The 17115-nt window shown below is 72.3% G+C and carries 13 protein-coding genes; 7 read left to right on the top strand and 6 right to left on the bottom strand.

All coding sequences use genetic code 11. The annotated features are described in order from the left end of the window. Positions 1–6: 6 nt before the first annotated feature. The gene (locus JQC91_RS11765; protein WP_203286998.1) at positions 7–771 is read right to left on the bottom strand and encodes a hypothetical protein; all 765 of its coding nucleotides are present in this window, start codon (positions 769–771) and stop codon (positions 7–9) included. A gap of 143 nt (positions 772–914) precedes the next feature. Then, positions 915–4355 (bottom strand): pyruvate carboxylase, encoded by a 3441-nt coding sequence (locus JQC91_RS11760; protein ID WP_203286997.1) that lies wholly within the window; start codon positions 4353–4355, stop codon positions 915–917. Positions 4356–4502: 147 nt separating this feature from the next. On the opposite strand from JQC91_RS11760, the gene JQC91_RS18145 reads away from it, so the two are divergent. Then, complete coding sequence (locus tag JQC91_RS18145; protein WP_275297002.1) at positions 4503–4631, top strand: hypothetical protein; 129 nt, start codon at positions 4503–4505, stop codon at positions 4629–4631. Positions 4632–4634: 3 nt separating this feature from the next. On the opposite strand, the gene JQC91_RS11755 is transcribed toward JQC91_RS18145, so the two are convergent. Beyond that, a complete protein-coding gene (locus tag JQC91_RS11755) occupies positions 4635–5444 on the bottom strand; it encodes a LysR family transcriptional regulator (RefSeq protein ID WP_203286996.1) in 810 nt (269 codons plus the stop codon). Between the two features lie 90 nt (positions 5445–5534). On the opposite strand from JQC91_RS11755, the gene JQC91_RS11750 reads away from it, so the two are divergent. Then, on the top strand, positions 5535–6314 hold the full coding sequence (locus tag JQC91_RS11750) for an aldo/keto reductase (RefSeq protein WP_203286995.1): 780 nt from the start codon (positions 5535–5537) through the stop codon (positions 6312–6314). 76 nt (positions 6315–6390) lie between these two features. On the opposite strand, the gene JQC91_RS11745 is transcribed toward JQC91_RS11750, so the two are convergent. Further along, positions 6391–7695 carry a DUF2254 family protein gene (locus JQC91_RS11745; protein WP_203286994.1) on the bottom strand — a complete coding sequence of 435 codons (1305 nt, stop codon included), beginning with the start codon at positions 7693–7695 and terminating at the stop codon, positions 6391–6393. Positions 7696–7860: 165 nt separating this feature from the next. On the opposite strand from JQC91_RS11745, the gene JQC91_RS11740 reads away from it, so the two are divergent. Next, entirely contained in the window at positions 7861–10254 is a 2394-nt protein-coding gene (locus tag JQC91_RS11740) for a UvrD-helicase domain-containing protein (RefSeq protein WP_238941480.1), read from the top strand. Positions 10255–10266: 12 nt separating this feature from the next. On the opposite strand, the gene JQC91_RS11735 is transcribed toward JQC91_RS11740, so the two are convergent. Together JQC91_RS11735 and JQC91_RS11730 are read right to left on the bottom strand one after the other, a co-directional pair. Next, a complete protein-coding gene (locus JQC91_RS11735) occupies positions 10267–11589 on the bottom strand; it encodes a CHASE3 domain-containing protein (protein WP_203286992.1) in 1323 nt (440 codons plus the stop codon). Positions 11590–12266: 677 nt separating this feature from the next. Continuing rightward, a complete protein-coding gene (locus JQC91_RS11730) occupies positions 12267–12488 on the bottom strand; it encodes a DUF1127 domain-containing protein (RefSeq protein WP_203286991.1) in 222 nt (73 codons plus the stop codon). A gap of 207 nt (positions 12489–12695) precedes the next feature. Here JQC91_RS11730 and JQC91_RS11725 point away from each other — a divergent pair, with 207 nt between their 5' ends. The 4 genes from JQC91_RS11725 (at position 12696) to rsmH (ending at position 17110) form a co-directional block, all read left to right on the top strand. Beyond that, on the top strand, positions 12696–13877 hold the full coding sequence (locus JQC91_RS11725) for an MFS transporter (RefSeq protein WP_203286990.1): 1182 nt from the start codon (positions 12696–12698) through the stop codon (positions 13875–13877). A 25-nt stretch (positions 13878–13902) separates the two neighbouring features. Beyond that, on the top strand, positions 13903–14982 hold the full coding sequence (locus tag JQC91_RS11720; protein ID WP_203286989.1) for an Mrp/NBP35 family ATP-binding protein: 1080 nt from the start codon (positions 13903–13905) through the stop codon (positions 14980–14982). 674 nt (positions 14983–15656) lie between these two features. After that, positions 15657–16148: a hypothetical protein gene (locus JQC91_RS11715; RefSeq protein WP_203286988.1), complete on the top strand. Its 492-nt coding sequence runs from the start codon at positions 15657–15659 to the stop codon at positions 16146–16148. After that, positions 16145–17110, top strand: coding sequence for a 16S rRNA (cytosine(1402)-N(4))-methyltransferase RsmH (gene rsmH / locus JQC91_RS11710; protein ID WP_203286987.1), 966 nt, complete (start codon positions 16145–16147; stop codon positions 17108–17110). The genes JQC91_RS11715 and rsmH overlap by 4 nt, the downstream gene beginning before the upstream one ends. The last annotated feature ends 5 nt before the right edge of the window (positions 17111–17115 follow it).

Raw genomic sequence — 17115 nt, 5'->3', positions numbered from 1 at the left:
CTCGTGTCAGACGCCGCCCGCGTCGCCGGACTCGTCGTCCTCCTCGTCCGGCCACGCACCGGTGACGCCGAAGTTGTCCACGCCCCAGCTCTCGTCGGTGATGTCCTGGTTCGCGGTCGAGCCGAACCCCACCTTGAACTCGGTGCCGGGGTTGTCGAGCGTGATGTTCACGTTCGCCGCGCCGTCCCGCCACCACCATGCGCCGGACTCGTCGTCGTTCCTGTTGCCGCCGATGTCTGCGTTCTGCTGCAGCACGGTCACGTCGAAGTCGATGCTGATCTCCAAGCCGACCACCGGGGTCGCCGAGTAGGTGATCTCCCACCCGGCGGTGATGCGCCCGACCTCGAGGTCGTTGACGTAGATCACGAAGTCCTCGCCATCGAGGCTGTCGATCGCCAGCACGTCGAAGTTCGCCGTCGCCGACGCCAGCCCCTCGGGCAGGCCCATCGTGGTCGAGATCACCTGCTGCCCGCCCGAGCTGCCGATCGGCCCCATGATGTAGCCGAACCCGTCCACGAAGGAGGTGAGCGCGTCGGAGCCGTCCGCCATCGTCCAGCCGTCCGCGCCGAAGTCGAACGTGTTCGCCCCCTCCGTCGCGGTCCGGTCGAACAGCTCCATGTTCACCTCCTCGCTGATATCGTTGAGGATCGCGCCCAGCGCGACCGTCGTGGCCAGCGAGAGGCTCACCGCCATCGCGGTCAGGGTCGTCCAGTCGACGGTGATCGCGCCGTGCTCGGCGGCGAGGAAGGAATGGAACGGGCTGGCGGTCATGAGAACGGTCCTCGAGCTTTGGACCCGTATGCCCGCCAACCGGGGTGCCCGCGCGGCACGAATGCGGCGATGCCGTCCGCTTTCGATGCGATCCGAGCGACGATCGGGTGGCCCGGCGCGGATCGGTGCCGCCCTCGAACCGATCAGCCGAGCTCGACCAGCAGATCCTTCGCATCGACCTGTGACCCCGGCGTGACGTGGACGGCGGCGACCGTCCCGTCCCGCTCGGCATGCAGGCCCGTCTCCATCTTCATCGCCTCGATCGTCAGGAGCAGGTCGCCCTTCTTGACCTCCGCGCCCGCCTGCGCGGCCACGCTCGCCACGACGCCCGGCATCGGCGCGCCCACGTGCCCCTCGTTCGCCGGATCGGCCTTGGGGCGGGCCTGCGTGGTGGCCGCCGCGCTGCGGTCGGGCACCCGGATCACGCGGGGCTGGCCGTTCAGCTCGAAGAACACCCGCGCCTCGCCGTCCTCGTGGGTCTCGCCGACGGCCTGCAGCCGGATCTCCAGCGTCACGCCGGGGTCGATCTCCGCTTCGATCTCGTCGCCCGGCTCCATGCCGTAGAAGAAGACCGGCGTGGGCAGGGTGCGGACCGGGCCGTAGGTCTGATGCCGCTTGCCGTAGTCCGTGAAGACCTTCGGATACATAAGGAAGCCGTTCAGCGTGTCGTCGTTGGCGGGCTCGCCCGTCTTCTCGGCTGCCTCCGCCCGCACCGCGTCGAGGTCCACCGGCGCCAGATGCGCGCCCGGACGCCCATCGATCGGGGCCTCGCCCTTGAGCACCTTGGCTTGGATCGCCTCGGGCCAGCCGCCCGGCGGCAGGCCGAGCTCGCCGCGCATCATGCCGACGACGGATTCGGGGAAGGCCACCTCTGTGCCGGGGTCCAGCACGTCGTCCACCGACAGCCCCTGCGCCACCATCATCAGCGCCATGTCGCCCACCACCTTGGACGAGGGCGTGACCTTCACGATGTCGCCGAACATGCGGTTCACGTCGGCGTACATCTGCGCCACCTCGTGCCAGCGCTCCTCCAGCCCCATGCTGCGCGCCTGCGCCTTGAGGTTGGTGAACTGCCCGCCCGGCATCTCGTGGAGGTAGACCTCGGACGAGGGCGCCTGCATCCCGCTCTCGAAGGCGAGGTACTGGGCGCGCACCGCCTCCCAGTAGTCGGACATCGCCCAGACCGTCCGGCGGTCGATCCCGGTGTCGCGCGCGTGCCCGCTCAGCGCGTTGACGACCGTGCCGAACGTCGCCTGCGAGGTGTTGCCGGAGAAGGCGTCCATCGCGACGTCGGCGGCATCCACGCCCGCCTCGGTGGCGGCGAGAATCGTGCCGCAGGCCACGCCCGCCGTGTCGTGGGTGTGGAAGTGGATCGGCAGGCCGACCTCGTCCTTCAGCGCCGCGATCAGCTTGCGCGCGGCTGGCGGCGTCATCAGGCCGGCCATGTCCTTGAGCCCGAGAACGTGCGCGCCCGCCGCCTCCAGCTCCTTGGCCATGCCGACGTAGTACTTCAGGTCGTACTTCGCCCGGTCGGGGTCGAGGATGTCGCCCGTGTAGCAGACCGTCCCCTCGCAGACCCGCCCGCTCTCGATCACGGCGTCCATCGCGACGCGCATGTTCTCGACCCAGTTGAGGCTGTCGAACACGCGGAACACGTCGACGCCCGTCTCGGCGGCATGGCGCACGAACTCCTGCACCACGTTGTCCGGATAGTTGGTGTAGCCCACCCCGTTCGACGCGCGCAGCAGCATCTGGGTCAGCAGGTTCGGCATCGCCGCCCGCAGGTCGCGCAGGCGCTGCCACGGGCATTCCTGCAGGAAGCGGTAGGCCACGTCGAAGGTCGCCCCGCCCCAGCACTCGACCGAGAAGAGGGTGGGCAGGTTGGTGGCGTAGGCGGGCGCGGCGCGCACCATGTCGATCGACCGCATCCGCGTGGCCAGCAGCGACTGGTGCCCGTCGCGCATCGTCGTGTCGGTCAGCAGCAGGCGGTCCTGCGCCAGCATCCACTCGGCCAGCCCCTTGGCCCCCTCGCGTTCGAGGATCTGCTTGGTCCCGTCGGGCGGCGTATCGCGCAGCCTCTCGGGCGCCTGCGGGATGCGCGCGTCGGCGGCGGGCATCGCGCGGCCCACGGTCTCGGGGTGCCCGTTCACGGTCACGTCCGCGACGTAGGTCAGCAGGCGCGTCGCCCGGTCCTTGCGCGGGCGGAAGTCGAACAGGTCCGGCGTCGTGTCGATGAAGGTCGTGGTGTACTGGTTCGACAGGAAGGTCGGGTGCTTGAGCAGGTTGATGACGAAGTCGATGTTCGTCGTCACGCCCCGGATGCGGAACTCGCGCAGCGCGCGGTCCATGCGCGCGATGGCCGCTTCGGGCGTCTTGGCCCACGCCGTCACCTTGGTCAGCAGGCTATCGTAGAACCGCGTGATGACCGCGCCCGAATAGGCCGTCCCCTCGTCCAGACGGATGCCCATGCCCGTGGCGGCGCGGTAGGTCGTGATCCGCCCATAGTCGGGGATGAAGTTGTTGGCCGGGTCCTCGGTCGTCACGCGCGTCTGAAGCGCGTGGCCGTCGAGCTTCACGTCGTACTGGCTGGCCACGCCCGTGGCCTCGGTCAGGCTCTTGCCCTCGGCGATCAGGATCTGCGCGCGCACGATGTCGATGCCGGTCACTTCCTCCGTAACCGTGTGCTCCACCTGCACGCGGGGGTTCACCTCGATGAAGTAGAACTCGCCCGAGTCCATATCCATCAGGAACTCGACCGTGCCCGCGCACTCGTAGCCCACGTGCTCGCAGATGCGCTTGCCGAGGTTGCAGATCGTCTCGCGCTGGGCAGGGGAGAGATAGGGGGCGGGCGCCCGCTCCACGACCTTCTGGTTGCGCCGCTGGACCGAGCAGTCGCGCTCCCACAGGTGGTAGGTGTTGCCGTGCTTGTCGCCCAGCACCTGCACCTCGACGTGGCGGGCGCGGGTGATCATCTTCTCGAGGTAGCCCTCGCCGTTGCCGAAGGCGGCCTCGGCCTCGCGGCGCCCCTCCAGCACCTTCTCGGCCAGCTCGTCCTCGCCGTGGATCGGGCGCATCCCCCGGCCCCCGCCGCCCCACGACGCCTTGAGCATCAGCGGATAGCCGATCTCGGCGGCCTGCTTGGCCACCTTCTTCATGTCCGCGCCCAGCACCTCGGTCGCGGGCACGACGGGCACGCCGGCCTCGATGGCGACGCGGCGCGCGCTGGCCTTGTCGCCCAACCGCCGCATCGTCTCGGCCTTGGGGCCGATGAAGGCGATCCCCTCCGCCGTGCAGGCGTCCACGAGGTCGGGGTTCTCGGACAGCAGACCGTAGCCCGGGTGGATCGCGTCCGCGCCCGACGCCTTGGCCACGCGGATGATCTCGGGGATCGAGAGGTAGGCCTCGACCGGCCCCATCCCCTCGCCGATGCGGTAGGCCTCGTCCGCCTTGAAGCGATGCAGGCCCAGCTTGTCCTCCTCGGCGTAGACGGCGACCGTGCGCTTGCCCATCTCGTTGGCGGCGCGCATCACGCGGATGGCGATCTCGCCCCGGTTGGCGATCAGGATCTTCTGGAACTCGGCCATCGCGTCTCTCCCCGTCTCCCGCGCGGGTGTAGGGGTCATGCTGCGGCGCGGCAACTCCCGGCGAATGGGGAGCCCCCCTCCCGCGACCGTGATGGAACGGGGCGGGGGAGGGTGGGTTGACGCAGGGTCAATCCAAAGGATCGCGCCATGACCCGCCTCGCCGCAACGCTCGCCGCCCTTCTGCTCGCCACCCCGCTCCTCGCCGATGCCCACAAGCCGGGCTGCGCGAAGTATCCCGAGGCGACGCAGCACCAGTATCCGGACTGCGCCGACTGACCCTCAGGCGACAATCCCGCCGAGGGTCGCCTCCACGATCTCCGCGAAGGCCGCGAGGCGCCGTGTCCGCCGGGCCGGATCCCAGCACAGCGAGACGGGCAGGGCGGCGGCCGTGCCCACCCGCCGGGCGTCCGTCCCGTCCATCAGCCAGTCCGGCGCGATGCCCACGGCCGTGCCGTCCCGGATCGCGGCGGCCACGACCATGACGGAGGCGGTCTCGAGCACGGGCGCCGGTGCCGCGGCGCGGCCCTCGTAGGGGGACAGCGCGACCCACGGGCGCTCGCCCTCTGGCAGGGCGGCGAGGGAGGGCGCCGCCCACACGGAACGGGGCACGCGCCCGATCTCCCGGACCACGAGCCGGTCGTCGGGCACCCGCCCGACCCGCACCCAGAGGTCGGCCCCCATCTCGCCCATCCGGATCGCCGCGTCGGTCAGGGTCCACGTCACGGCCACGGCGGGATGCGCCGCGCGCATCCGCGCGAGCGCCCCCATCAGGACGGTCTGTCCCAGCGCGACGGGCGCGACCACGTGCAGCGGGCCGGAAAGGTCCCCCTCGTCGCGCAGGTCCTCCGCGATGCCGTCCCACGCCGCCACCATGCGGCGAGCCCGCGGCAGGAGGGCGCGCCCCGCCTCCGTCAGCGTCACGGAATGGGTCGTCCGGTGGGTCAGCGCGACGCCCAGTTCCGCCTCGAGGGCCGCCATCGCGCGGGTGACGGTCGGCTGCGAGACGCCGAGATCGGCGGCGGCGGCGGTGAGGCTGCCGCGCTCGGCCACGCGGAGGAAGGTGGCGAGGCGGTCGATCCGGTCGGCCATTCGATTCCTGCATGACAGTCGTTCCGGCCATGCCGATACCGTCCGGGGGCATGGCCGTCCATCTGTGTCCCCAGCAAGAGGAGACGAACGATGACCTTCACCTTCCGCGACGGCCCGACGATCCCGCGCATCGGCATGGGCGTGATGCGCCTCACCGGACAACCGGGCAACTTCGGCCCCTATCCCGACTGGGATGCGGGCGTGGCCCTGCTGCGCGCCGCGGCGGACGCGGGCGTCGCGCTGTTCGACAGTGCCCGGGCCTACGGGCCGCGCCATGCCGACCGCATCCTCGGCGAGGCGCTGGGGGACCGGGCGGACGTGATGCTCGCGACCAAGGGCGGGATCGACAAGGCCTCGCCGACGGACCTCCGGCGCGACGCGTCGCCGGACACGCTGGAGCGGCAGATCGACGAGGCTCTGGAGGACCTCGGGCGGATCGACCTGTTCCAGTTGCACTGGGTGGATCCGGACGTGCCCTTGGAGCGGAGCGTCGAGGCGATGGCCCGCGCGCGGGAGGACGGGCGGATCGGCCTGATCGGCCTGAGCAACGTCACCGCCGAGGAACTGGCCCGCGCGGAGGCGGTCGCGCCCATTGCATCGGTGCAGAACAGGCTGAACATGGGCGAGGCCGAGGGCGAGGCGATGGTCCGCCTGACGGCGGAGAAGGGTATCGCGTTCCTGCCCTACGGCCCGCTCGGTGCGGCGCCGATGCGGCACGGGGCCAAGCTGGATCCGGGCGCTGCGCTGCGCTGGCTGCGGGACCTGTCGCCGAACGTGATCCCGATTCCGGGAACGACGTCCGACGCCCACATGCGCGCGAACGTGTCGGCCCTCGGAGGGGACGGGGCGACCGGCGGGCCGCGCGGCTGAACCTCGTGGGCCCGCTGGGGGCGTCCAGTCCGCGGCGGATCGGGGCGGCGCGTTCCCGGACGCGCCGCCCGCGTTCCTACTCCGCGGCCAAGGGCGCGTCCGCCATCCGCGCGTCGCCGGGGGCATCGGGCTCGAGCAGCAGACGCTCCAGCCGGGTCGGCCCCTCGGCGCGGCCCGCCGCCTCGGCCTCCTCGATCAAGGTCGCGAGCCGGTCCCGGTCCGCCGCGTGACGGGCCGAGCGCGCGGCCCCCCGGTAGGCCTCGGCCAGGCGCGCAGCGACGAAGGGGTGGCCGCGCGCGGCCCTGTGCAGCACCGTGAGGTAGGGCGTGGCCTGCTCGAGCACGCCCGTCGCGGGGATCGCGAGCCGCGGCGCGTCGCGGTCGTCGGTGAACCAGCCGTGCGGACCCGCTTCGCAGCGCAGCCGCCGGGCGATCCCGTGGCCGATCCAGTCCGCGCAGGAGGCCGCGGTGAGGGGATCGTTGACCGAGGGCGACAGCGCGCGCGCCCCGATCTCGGCGAGGAGCGTGATCGCGAACGGACCCGTGGGGCGATCGGCCCGGTAGTCCGACAGCGTGGTCGCGTCGGCCACCGCCTCGCGCAGCGCGTCTGTCCCGCCCCAGACGTGGGCGTAGGCGGCCCCCTCGAGCACGAACGCGCCCTCCGCCACGATGTAGGCGACGCGGCCGCCGGCGTCGCGCGCGGCGTCGATCAGGCGCTGCCGCTCGATCCCGCCGAGATAGCCCGACCGCGGCGCGGCGAGCACGCCGTCGGGCGGGAGGGCCGTCGACGGGCCGTCCACGATGCCCCAGTCCTCCCGATCGGTCGCGAGGTCGCGCCCGATCCCCGCGATGGAGGTGTCGACGTGCGCCGTCCGCGCGAGCCGGTGATACGCGGAGCCGAGCGCGGCAAGGGCGGCGAGCGTCAGCGCGATGCCCGTCACGACCGTGAGGCGCGGTGTGTCCTCCGCGGTGCCGTCGGGCAGGGCGAAGGTGCCCGCGACGAGGCTCCACGCCACGAGGCCGGCCCACGCGGCGAGGGTGAGGCGGGTCTCGACCTGTGCGATCCAACGCTCGACGAGGCGGCTGCCGAGGCTCTGCGCGGCAAGGGTTAGGACGATCAGCGTGATCGAGAAGTAGAGCGACAGCACGGCGGTCTGCACCGTCAGGAGGGCGGCGACCGCGTCGCCCGCCGCCTCGGGGCCGAAGTCGAAGACCCCGCCCCAGCCCGCCACCCATGCCGAGGCGCCCGCCCGGTCGGCGAGCCCCAGCGCCGTGGCCAGCCCCGCGCCGAGCACGACCGCCACGAGCACGGGCACCCAGATTCCGGAGAGCAGGCGGTTCGCGACGAAGGAGCCGACGTTGCGGATGCTGGAGCGGACCAAGGGGACCTCCGGGGGATGGGATCGGGCCGCCAACCGGGCCACCCCCGATTCCGTTCCGACCCTGCGTCAAACGAATCGGGCCGACGGCGATTCGCTGCGCGTCCAGAACGGAGGGGGAACGGAGGGGCTTCCCCCGCCGCGCCGTCCGCCCTAGCTAGACGCCCCATGACCGAACAGGCCTCCAAGCTCTCCGCCCGCGCGCTCCAGTCGCGCCCGATGCCGCATCTCGACGGGCTCAACCCCGTCCAACGCGAGGCCGTGGAGCATCTGGAGGGGCCCGTGCTGATGCTGGCGGGCGCAGGGACGGGCAAGACCCGCGCGCTGACGGCCCGGATCGCGCACCTGCTGGTGACGGGCACGGCGCGGCCCAACGAGATCCTCGCCGTCACCTTCACCAACAAGGCCGCCCGCGAGATGCGCGAGCGGATGCACAGGATGGTGGGCGAGGTAGTCGAGGGGATGCCGTGGCTCGGCACCTTCCATGCCATCTGCGTCAAGCTGCTGCGCCGCCATGCCGAACTGATCGGTCGCACGATCCAGGTCGGGCCGGGCGAGGCGCGGGAGGTCCACCTGCGGTCGAACTTCACGATCCTCGACACGGACGACCAGGTGCGGCTGCTCAAGCAGCTCATCGCCGCCGCCGACATCGACGAGAAGAAGTGGCCCGCCCGCGTGCTGTCGGGGATCATCGACGGCTGGAAGAACCGCGCGCTGACGCCCGAGGCGGTGCCGAAGGCGGAGAAGGGGGCGTTCGACGGCCACGGGGTCGCGCTCTACCGCGCCTACCAGGACCGGCTGCTGACGCTGAACGCGGTCGATTTCGGCGACCTGCTGATGCACGTCATCGACATCTTCCGCACCCATGAGGACGTGCTGGCCAAGTATCAGCGCTTCTTCCGCTACATTCTCGTCGACGAGTATCAGGACACGAACGTCGCGCAGTACATGTGGCTGCGGCTCTTGGCGCAGGGGCACCGCAACGTCTGCTGCGTGGGCGACGACGACCAGTCGATCTACGGCTGGCGCGGGGCGGAGGTGGGCAACATCCTGCGCTTCGAGACGGACTTCCCCGGCGCGCACGTCGTCAAGCTGGAGCAGAACTACCGCTCCACGGGCCACATTCTCGCGGCTGCCGCGGGCGTGATCGACGGCAACAAGGGGCGGCTCGGCAAGACGCTGTGGACCGACGGCGAGGACGGCCACAAGGTCCGCCTGATCGGCCACTGGGACGGCGAGGAGGAGGCGCGCTGGATCGCCGATGAGGCGGAGTCGATGATCTCGGGGACGCGGGGCATCCGTCCGATTTCGCTGGACGGGCAGGCGATCCTCGTGCGGGCGGCGCACCAGATGCGCGCCTTCGAGGACCGTTTCCTCACGATCGGGTTGCCCTACCGGGTGATCGGCGGGCCGCGCTTCTACGAGCGGCTCGAGATTCGCGACGCGATGGCCTACTTCCGGCTGGTCGTGAGCCCCGACGACGACCTCGCCTTCGAGCGGATCGTCAACACGCCCAAGCGGGGCCTCGGCGAGAAGGCGCAGCAGACGATCCAGCGCACCGCGCGGTCGAACGGGCTGTCCCTCGTGGACGGCGCGCGGCTGGCCGTGCGGACCAAGCTGATCGGGGGCAAGGGCGGCGCGCATCTCCAGCAGCTCTGCGACGGGCTGGCGCGCTGGCGGCAGGAGATGCTCGACGGGCGCGACCACGTGCGGCTGGCCGAGGAGGTGCTGGACGAGAGCGGCTACACGGACATGTGGCTCAACGACAAGACGCCCGAGGCGCCGGGGCGGCTGGAGAACCTCAAGGAGCTGGTCAAGGCGCTCGAGCAGTTCGAGAACCTGCAGGGCTTCCTCGAGCACGTCTCGCTCATCATGGACAACGAGGGCGGGGGCGAGGAGGAGCCGAAGATCACGCTGATGACGCTGCACGCCGCCAAGGGGCTGGAGTTCCCCTGCGTCTACCTGCCCGGCTGGGAGGACGGGCTGTTCCCGTCCCAGCGCGCGATGGACGAGAGCGGGGCGTCGGGCGTCGAGGAGGAGCGGCGGCTGGCCTATGTGGGCATCACGCGGGCCGAGGAGGTCTGCACGATCTCCTTCGCGGCCAACCGGCGCGTCTACGGCCAGTGGCAGTCGTCCATGCCCTCGCGCTTCGTTGACGAGTTGCCGGAGGACCATGTCGACGTGCTGACGCCGCCGGGCCTCTACGGCGGAGGCTTCGGGGCGACGGGCATGGCGGCGGCGCAGAAGGCAGCGATGGGCGGGGGCGTTGAGAGCGACCTCGAGGACCGCGCGACCAAGGCGGACGTCTACAACTCGCCCGGATGGCGACGCCTGCAGATGAACGCCAGCCGCCCCGTGCGGCAGCCGTCGGAGGCCAAGAACCTGACCATCGACGCCACGGCGGTGTCGTCCTTCGCGGTGGGCGACCGGGTCTTCCACACCAAGTTCGGATACGGCAAGGTGATGGGGATCGAGGGCGACAAGCTGGACGTGGAGTTCGACAAGGCGGGGTCGAAGAAGCTGGTCGGACGGTTCCTCGTGGCGGCGGAGAACGCGCAGTAGCCCGATCGCCTGCTACGCGCGGCCCGTTCGGGCCGCCGGACCCGCCGCGTCGCGCGGCGGCAGCGGAACGCGCAGGTCCACCCGGAGGCCGTCCCCGGGCCACGCTTGGTCGAGCTTCGCGCGCAGCTGGCGCGCGGATTGCGTCAGAAGGACGCTGCCGAAGCCGGTCCGGACCGGCGGCCGCGCGCCGGGGCTCCCGCTCTCGCGCCACGTCAGGCGGACCGCGGATCCGTCCTCCACCGTCTCCCACCCGAGGTCCAAGCGACCGTCGGCATGCGACAGGGCGCCGTGCTTCACCGCGTTCGTGGCCAGTTCGTGCAGCACGAGGCCGAGCGGGGTGACCATCGACACCGGCAGGTGGATGGGCGGCCCGTGGGTGGCGATGCGCGGGCCGCCGCGCCCGTCCGTGCCGTCGCGATAGGGCGCGAGCGTCCGGTCCACGAGCGTCCCGAGCGCGACGCCGCCGCGTGCGTCCTGCTCCTGCGCGGCGGAATGGGCGAGGGACAGGCCGTGGAGGCGCTCCCGGAGGCGCTTGAGCGCGGGACGCGCCTCGGGCGCGGCGCCCTTGGCCGACAGGGAGACGATGGAGAGGACGACCGCGAGGAGGTTCTTGACGCGGTGGTCCATCTCCCGCGCGAGGAGGTCCGACCGCGCCCGCGCGGCGCGCAGGTCGTCGGCCTCGCGGGCGCGGGCCTCGGCGGCGGCGGTCCGGCGTTCGACTCGCAGGCCCACCATCGAGAGCAGGAGCGCCACGAGGCCCAGCAGCGCCAGCGCCGGCACCGTCCGACGCTCGATCCGCTCCGCCGCCGCGACCTCGCGCGCCAGCAGATCCTGCTCCATCCGCTCCAAGGCTTCGACCTCGGCGCGGAACTCCGTCATCAGCGTCCGGCCCTCGTCCGTCCGCACCAAGGCGAGGGCGTCGTCGCGGGCGCCGGAGGTCGCAAGATCGATCGTCGCGGCGAGCTCGGCGAGCTTCGCCTCCGCGATCCGGCGCATGCGCTGCAGGATCGCGATCTGCGCGTCCTCGATCCCCTCCTCCCCGAGCCGCGCCTCCAGGACGTCGATCCGACCGAGCCATGCCCCGGCCGCGCGCTCGTAGGGTTCGAGATAGGCCACGTCGTCCGTGAGGAGGTAGCCGCGCTGCCCCGTCTCGGCGTCGAGCCCGTCGCGCAGCGTGCCACGGAGGATCTCGAGGATCGCGGCGGTGCGCGTGACCTGCGCGCGGGCCGCGCGCTCGGCGGAGACCGTCATCGCCACCACCGTCGCGCCCGCGGCGAGCAGGAGGCAGAGCGCGGCGATCACCACGCGCGGCGAGGTCAGGGACGGAAGGATCATGCGCTTGGGTATCGGTCGTCGTCCCGTCGTCTTCGCCTGTCGTCCGACGCGTCGCGCCGGTCCGGCCTCCCTAGCGGCGCAGGGCCCGACGGGCCAGCATCCGGGCCGCGGCGATCCGTCCCGCCGCGCCCGCACCTGCAGGAACGAGAAGCGGCGGCGCCCAGGGAGGGGGACGCCGCCGCTTGGGGTGGCGCGCGCCCGAGGGGAGGGTGGGGCGCGCCGTACGGGAACCGGACCTGAGGGAGGGAGGAGGGTCCGGTCGCCTGTCTGTCGATTGCGAACCCTCCCGGTCGGACCGGGTTCCAATGCGGTTTCGAAAAAATCGAAACGAACCGGCGCGACCCCAGGGAGGAGGGGCCGCGCCGGCCCATTCAGCCGGTCCCGGGAGGGGGACCGGAGTGCCCTGCGCCTCCAAGGGAGGAGGGAGGCGCGGGGCCGGGCCGGGGGTCCAAGGGAGGAAGGACCGCGCCGACCGCGCCCGGAGCCGCGCCCAAGGGAGGAGGGGCGCCGCTCCGGTGTCTCGACCGGCCCGCCGCGGACGGGGGCCGGGATGCCGTCGGCTCCGAGGGAGGATGGAGCGTCGGGCGATGGCCGGTGGCCCCAAGGGAGGAGGGGACCGATCCGGCCGGGGCCGCGCCGGTCGCCAAGGGAGGAAGGCGACCGATGCGGTGTCTGGCTCAGCGGGCGGCGTCGAGCGCCGTCGCGTGGATCATGCCGCGGTTCAGGCCGAGGTCGGCGAGGGTGCGGTCCGACAGGGCCGACAGCTCGCGCACGGTCTGGCGGTAGAGCTTGTAGCGGTTCCAAGCGGCACGCGCCTCGTCGGTGCGGCCGCGCAGGAGCGCGCCGGCGGCGGCGAGGGTGGAGCCGAAGGTCTGGGTCGCGTAGGCGGTGGTGGCCATGAGGTGCCTCCTGAAGGTCAATGAGCTGGCGGGCTCGTCCCGCCGGGTGGGCCCGGGGCGGCGGATGAACCGTCCGTCTCGGCTTGGTCAGGAGATGCGCCCGATGCCGCGACTGCACAACTCGCGAAGACCTCAATGCCGCTATGCAGCATCGGCATGGCGCGTGGCGAAACCGGGGCGGGTGATGCGCGTTGGACGCATCGCGCCATGACCTTCGTCTCGCCCCCCGCCCTGCGCCACCCGGGCTTTCGCCTGTGGTTCGCCGCCGCCGTGCCCTTCGTGCTGAGCCTCTGGGCGATGCGCGTGATCTTCGGCTGGCTCGCGTGGGAGCTCTCGCGGGACGCGGGGTTCGTCGGACTCGTGGCGGCGCTGGGCCTCGTCCCGATCGTGGTGGCGGGGCCGGTGTTCGGCGCGTTGGTCGACCGGGTGGACGTGACGTGGGCGCTGCGCCTGTCCTCGGGGTCGATGGCGGCGGTCACGGCTGCGGCGGCCGTGGCGCAGGGGGCCGGGGTGATGGGCGAGGACCTGCTCTGCGCCTTGGCGCTGGCCTTGGGGCTGGCGACGGCGATGCACCACCCGGTGCGCATGTCGCTCGGGCCCCGGCTCGTGCCGCCCGGCGCGGCGGTGGCCTCGGTCGTCGCCTTGGGCGCGGTCAATTTCAACGTGGCGCGGCTGGTGTCCCCGGTGGCGACGGGCGCGGCGCTGGTGGTCTGGGGGGCGGCTCCGACGCTGATGCTCGCGGCGGTCGGCATGGCGCCCTTGGGGCTCGTGGCGGGACGCCTGCATCCGCGACCGCTGGACCGGCCGCGGACCGGCGCGCTCGGCGCCGCGATGCGGGAGGGGGTGGCGCACGTGCTGCGCGCCGCCCCGCTCCGCCGGGCCTTCGCGCTCACCGCGCTGATGTCGGTGGTGCTGCGCGGATACCTCGAACTGCTGCCAGTGATGGCGTCCGGGGTGCACGAACGGGGGGCCGAAGGGCTCGGCCTGCTGACCGCGGCCTCGGGCGCGGGCGCGCTGCTGGCGGCGGCGGGCCGGACCGGCGGCGCGCGGGGCGGCGTGGTGCCGGCGCTGCTCGCGGGCATGGCGGTCATGGCCGGGATCGGGATGTGGACGTCGTGGGCCGCCGCGCTGGCCGGGACCGCCTTGGTCGGCGCGGCATCGACGTGGTGCGGCGTGGGCCTGCAGCAGGCCGTGCAGGACGCCCTCCCGGACGACCTGCGGGGGCGGGTGATGTCGCTCTGGGTCGTGGCGGCCCTCGGCGCGGTCGCCTTGGGGGCGGGCCTCCTGGGCGTCCTCGCGCAGGCCGTCGGGCTGCCAGCGGCCTGCGTGGTCGGCGGTGTCGCAGGGGTCGCGCTGGCCTTGCCATTCGTCCGGGGGCGGACCACCTGACGCCCCGACAGGAAAGGGGACCGCCATGACCGACCGCGCCGCCGTGACCGAGGCCCTGGCCACGATCGGGATGCCCGACGGGGGGAACCTCGTGTCGAAGGACATGGTGCGGGGCCTGTCGGTGGAGGGCGGTGTCGTGCGCTTCGTCGTCGAGGCCCCGTCCGCGGACGCCGCACGCGCGATGGAGCCGGTGCGCGCCGCCGCTGAGATGACGGTGTCCCGCCTGCCCGGGGTGCAGTCGGTGCAGGCGGCCCTGACCGCCCCCACGGCGGAGAAGGCGCCGCCGCAGCTCAAGATCGGGGAGCACCCGAAGCCGCAGGCCGGCCCCGCGCCGGTGGCCGGGGTGAACCGGATCGTCGCCGTCGCCTCCGGCAAGGGCGGCGTGGGCAAGTCGACGGTGTCGTCCAACCTCGCCGTGGCCTTGGCGCGGCAGGGCAAGCGGGTGGGGTTGCTGGACGCGGACGTCTACGGCCCCTCGCAGCCCCGCATGATGGGGGAGACCCGGCGCCCGGCCTCGCCGGATGGCAAGGTGATCCATCCGAACGTGGCGCACGGCGTGACGATGATGTCGATCGGGCTGATGCTGGATCCCGGCAAGGCCGTGGTCTGGCGCGGGCCGATGCTGATGGGCGCGCTGCAGCAGATGCTCGGGCAGGTGGAGTGGACGCGGCACACCGGGGGCGAACCGCTCGACGTGCTGATCGTGGACCTCCCGCCGGGGACGGGGGACGTCCAGCTCACCCTGTGCCAGAAGTCGCACGTAACGGGGGCCATCGTGGTGTCGACGCCGCAGGACGTGGCGCTGCTCGACGCGCGCAAGGCGCTCGACATGTTCGGGACGCTGAAGACCCCGATCCTCGGGCTGGTCGAGAACATGAGCGCGTTCCACTGCCCGAACTGCGGCCACGAGAGCCATCCGTTCGGAGAGGGCGGCGTGGCCAAGGAGGCGGAGGCGCTCGGGCTGCCGTTCCTCGGGGCGCTGCCGCTCGACCTCGACACGCGCCTCGCCGGGGACGCGGGGACGCCGATCGCGGCCGGGGAGGGCCCGATGGCGGACGCCTTCGCCTCGCTCGCCCGTAGGTTGATCGACGGCGGCATCGTCTGAGCGCCCCGGCGGCGGTCCCCACCACCCCCCACCCCAGCCCCCCCTTCGCCCCACCTTCGGAACGGGTGAATCCGGTCGGTCGATTCGCGTGCGGAGGGAATCGGGGGGGATCGAACGCTAAGTCACTGAGTCACCGCAGGATCGGCCCCATGGGGCCGGATCGGTCCGAAACGGGGCGTTCGGATCGGGGGCTGCGAGGGCGGTCGGGAAAACCCCGAATGCCCCCAAAGGTTCCAGATTTTTCGCCGACAACATCTCAACCGTAACATCCGGAAGAACACCACATGTAGTAGGAAATCGTCGTTTATCCCCGTTTCTCACACACCCTGTGGATAACATGGGTGGGGTGATTTGTCCCGAAGTGGGTTGGCGTGGGGCGGGTTTCGTGTCATCACTCTCGTCATCGGAGCAGGGGAGGACGGCGCGCAGAACGCCGCCCCGCAGCGACAAGAGGCAGGAGGCTTACAGGCATCCCCCCATACGTCTCCGGACGACGAAGATCGGATCGCGCGGGATCGAGCAATCATCCCCCCAGGTGACCTGCGCATTCGATCGACCCAGCGATGGGGTCGCGGCGGAACGGGTTGGCAGACCCCGTTCCGCCGCATTCCAGTTTCCGCCCCGTGCGACCGCGATGGTTGAGCGCCGGGCCTTCGCCGGAGGGAGGGCGCGCGTTGGACACGACCTTCTTCGGCGAGTTCACGATGAGGATGGACGACAAGGGCCGTGTGCAGGTTCCGGCCGAGTTCCGCCGCACCCTCTCGGCCGCGGACCCCGACCGCGCGGACACCGAGAACCCGGTCGTCTACATCCTCTTCGGCAACACCACGGTCCCGTGGTTCGAGTGCCACTCCGCCGCCTCGATGAAGCGCGTGCTTGCGCGGGTCGAGGCGATGCCTGCGAGCCACCCGCGGAAGGCGGCGTTCAAGATTTATTACAGCGCCAAGGTCGAGCAGGTCCGCCTGGACGACGCCGGGCGCCTCGTCCTCAAGAAGTCGCTGCGCGAGCGGATCGCGCTCGGTCGGGACGTGAAGTTCATGTCGAACCTCGAGACCTTCCGCTTGATGTCGGCCGAGGTGCCGGTCGAGGTCGCCGATCCGCTGGACGCGCTGCTCGCGGAGCTGGGGCCGGCGGCCGACCTCGACGCCGAACTGCCGGACGCATGAGCGCGCCGCACGTCCCCGTCCTCCTGGATGCGATCTTGGAGCGGGCGGCGCCCGTGTCGGGGGCATGGATCGACGGGACGCTGGGGGCGGGCGGCTACGCGCGCGGGCTCCTCGAGGCCGGCGCGGCCAAGGTGATCGGGATCGACCGCGATCCGCTGCCGCACGCGATGGCGGCGGAATGGGGGGCGCCCTTCGGCGACCGGCTGCAGACCCGGCTCGCGACCTTCGACGCGCTGGACGAGGCGGGGCCCGTCGATGGGGGCGTGGTGCTCGACCTCGGCGTGTCGTCGATGCAGCTCGACACCGCGGAGCGGGGGTTCTCGTTCCGCCACGACGGGCCGCTCGACATGCGGATGGGCGGCGACGTGCCCTCTGCGGCGGAACTCGTGAACGGCGCGTCCGAGGGCGCGCTCGCCGACATCCTGCACCGCTACGGCGAGGAGCGCGCGGCGCGGCGGATCGCGCGCGCCATCGTGCGGCGGCGGGCGGAGGCGCCGTTCGAGACGACGGCCGACCTCGCCGACGTCGTCGCGGCGCAGCTCCCGCGCGCGAAGCCGGGGCAGGCACATCCCGCGACGCGCAGCTTCCAAGCCATCCGCATCGCGGTGAACGACGAGTTCGGGCAACTCCACCGGGGGCTGGAGGCCGCCGAGCGGGCGCTCGCGCCGGGCGCGTGGCTGGCGGTCGTGACCTTCCACTCCGTCGAGGACCGCGCGGTGAAGCGCTTCCTCGCCGACCGCAGCGACCGGGGCGGGGGCGGCTCGCGGCACGCCGCGCCGGAGCCCCCGCGCGATCCGGGCTTCGAGGCGCCGCTCAAGGCCGCGCCGCCCTCGGAGGCGGAGGTCGCCGCGAACCCCCGCGCGCGATCGGCGCGCTTGCGCATGGCACGGCGGACACAGGCGGTCGCCCAACCGATTCGCAGGGCCGTCTTGGGTTTGCCCGAGCCGGTCGAGTGGACCTAATCCGG

The organism is Jannaschia sp. Os4 (assembly GCF_016820245.1).
Classification (GTDB): domain Bacteria; phylum Pseudomonadota; class Alphaproteobacteria; order Rhodobacterales; family Rhodobacteraceae; genus Jannaschia.
The sequence above is the reverse complement of the archived record's forward strand: the minus strand, read 5'-3'. Positions and strand labels throughout refer to the sequence as shown.

Coding starts and splice junctions, on each gene's coding strand:
- JQC91_RS11760 (WP_203286997.1), bottom strand. CDS start 4,355: ATGGCCGAGTTCCAGAAGATCCTGATCGCCAACCGGGGCGAGATCGCC.
- JQC91_RS11765 (WP_203286998.1), bottom strand. CDS start 771: ATGACCGCCAGCCCGTTCCATTCCTTCCTCGCCGCCGAGCACGGCGCG.
- JQC91_RS11750 (WP_203286995.1), top strand. CDS start 5,535: ATGACCTTCACCTTCCGCGACGGCCCGACGATCCCGCGCATCGGCATG.
- JQC91_RS11740 (WP_238941480.1), top strand. CDS start 7,861: ATGACCGAACAGGCCTCCAAGCTCTCCGCCCGCGCGCTCCAGTCGCGC.
- JQC91_RS18145 (WP_275297002.1), top strand. CDS start 4,503: ATGACCCGCCTCGCCGCAACGCTCGCCGCCCTTCTGCTCGCCACCCCG.
- rsmH (WP_203286987.1), top strand. CDS start 16,145: ATGAGCGCGCCGCACGTCCCCGTCCTCCTGGATGCGATCTTGGAGCGG.
- JQC91_RS11755 (WP_203286996.1), bottom strand. CDS start 5,444: ATGGCCGACCGGATCGACCGCCTCGCCACCTTCCTCCGCGTGGCCGAG.
- JQC91_RS11730 (WP_203286991.1), bottom strand. CDS start 12,488: ATGGCCACCACCGCCTACGCGACCCAGACCTTCGGCTCCACCCTCGCC.
- JQC91_RS11720 (WP_203286989.1), top strand. CDS start 13,903: ATGACCGACCGCGCCGCCGTGACCGAGGCCCTGGCCACGATCGGGATG.
- JQC91_RS11735 (WP_203286992.1), bottom strand. CDS start 11,589: ATGATCCTTCCGTCCCTGACCTCGCCGCGCGTGGTGATCGCCGCGCTC.
- JQC91_RS11725 (WP_203286990.1), top strand. CDS start 12,696: ATGACCTTCGTCTCGCCCCCCGCCCTGCGCCACCCGGGCTTTCGCCTG.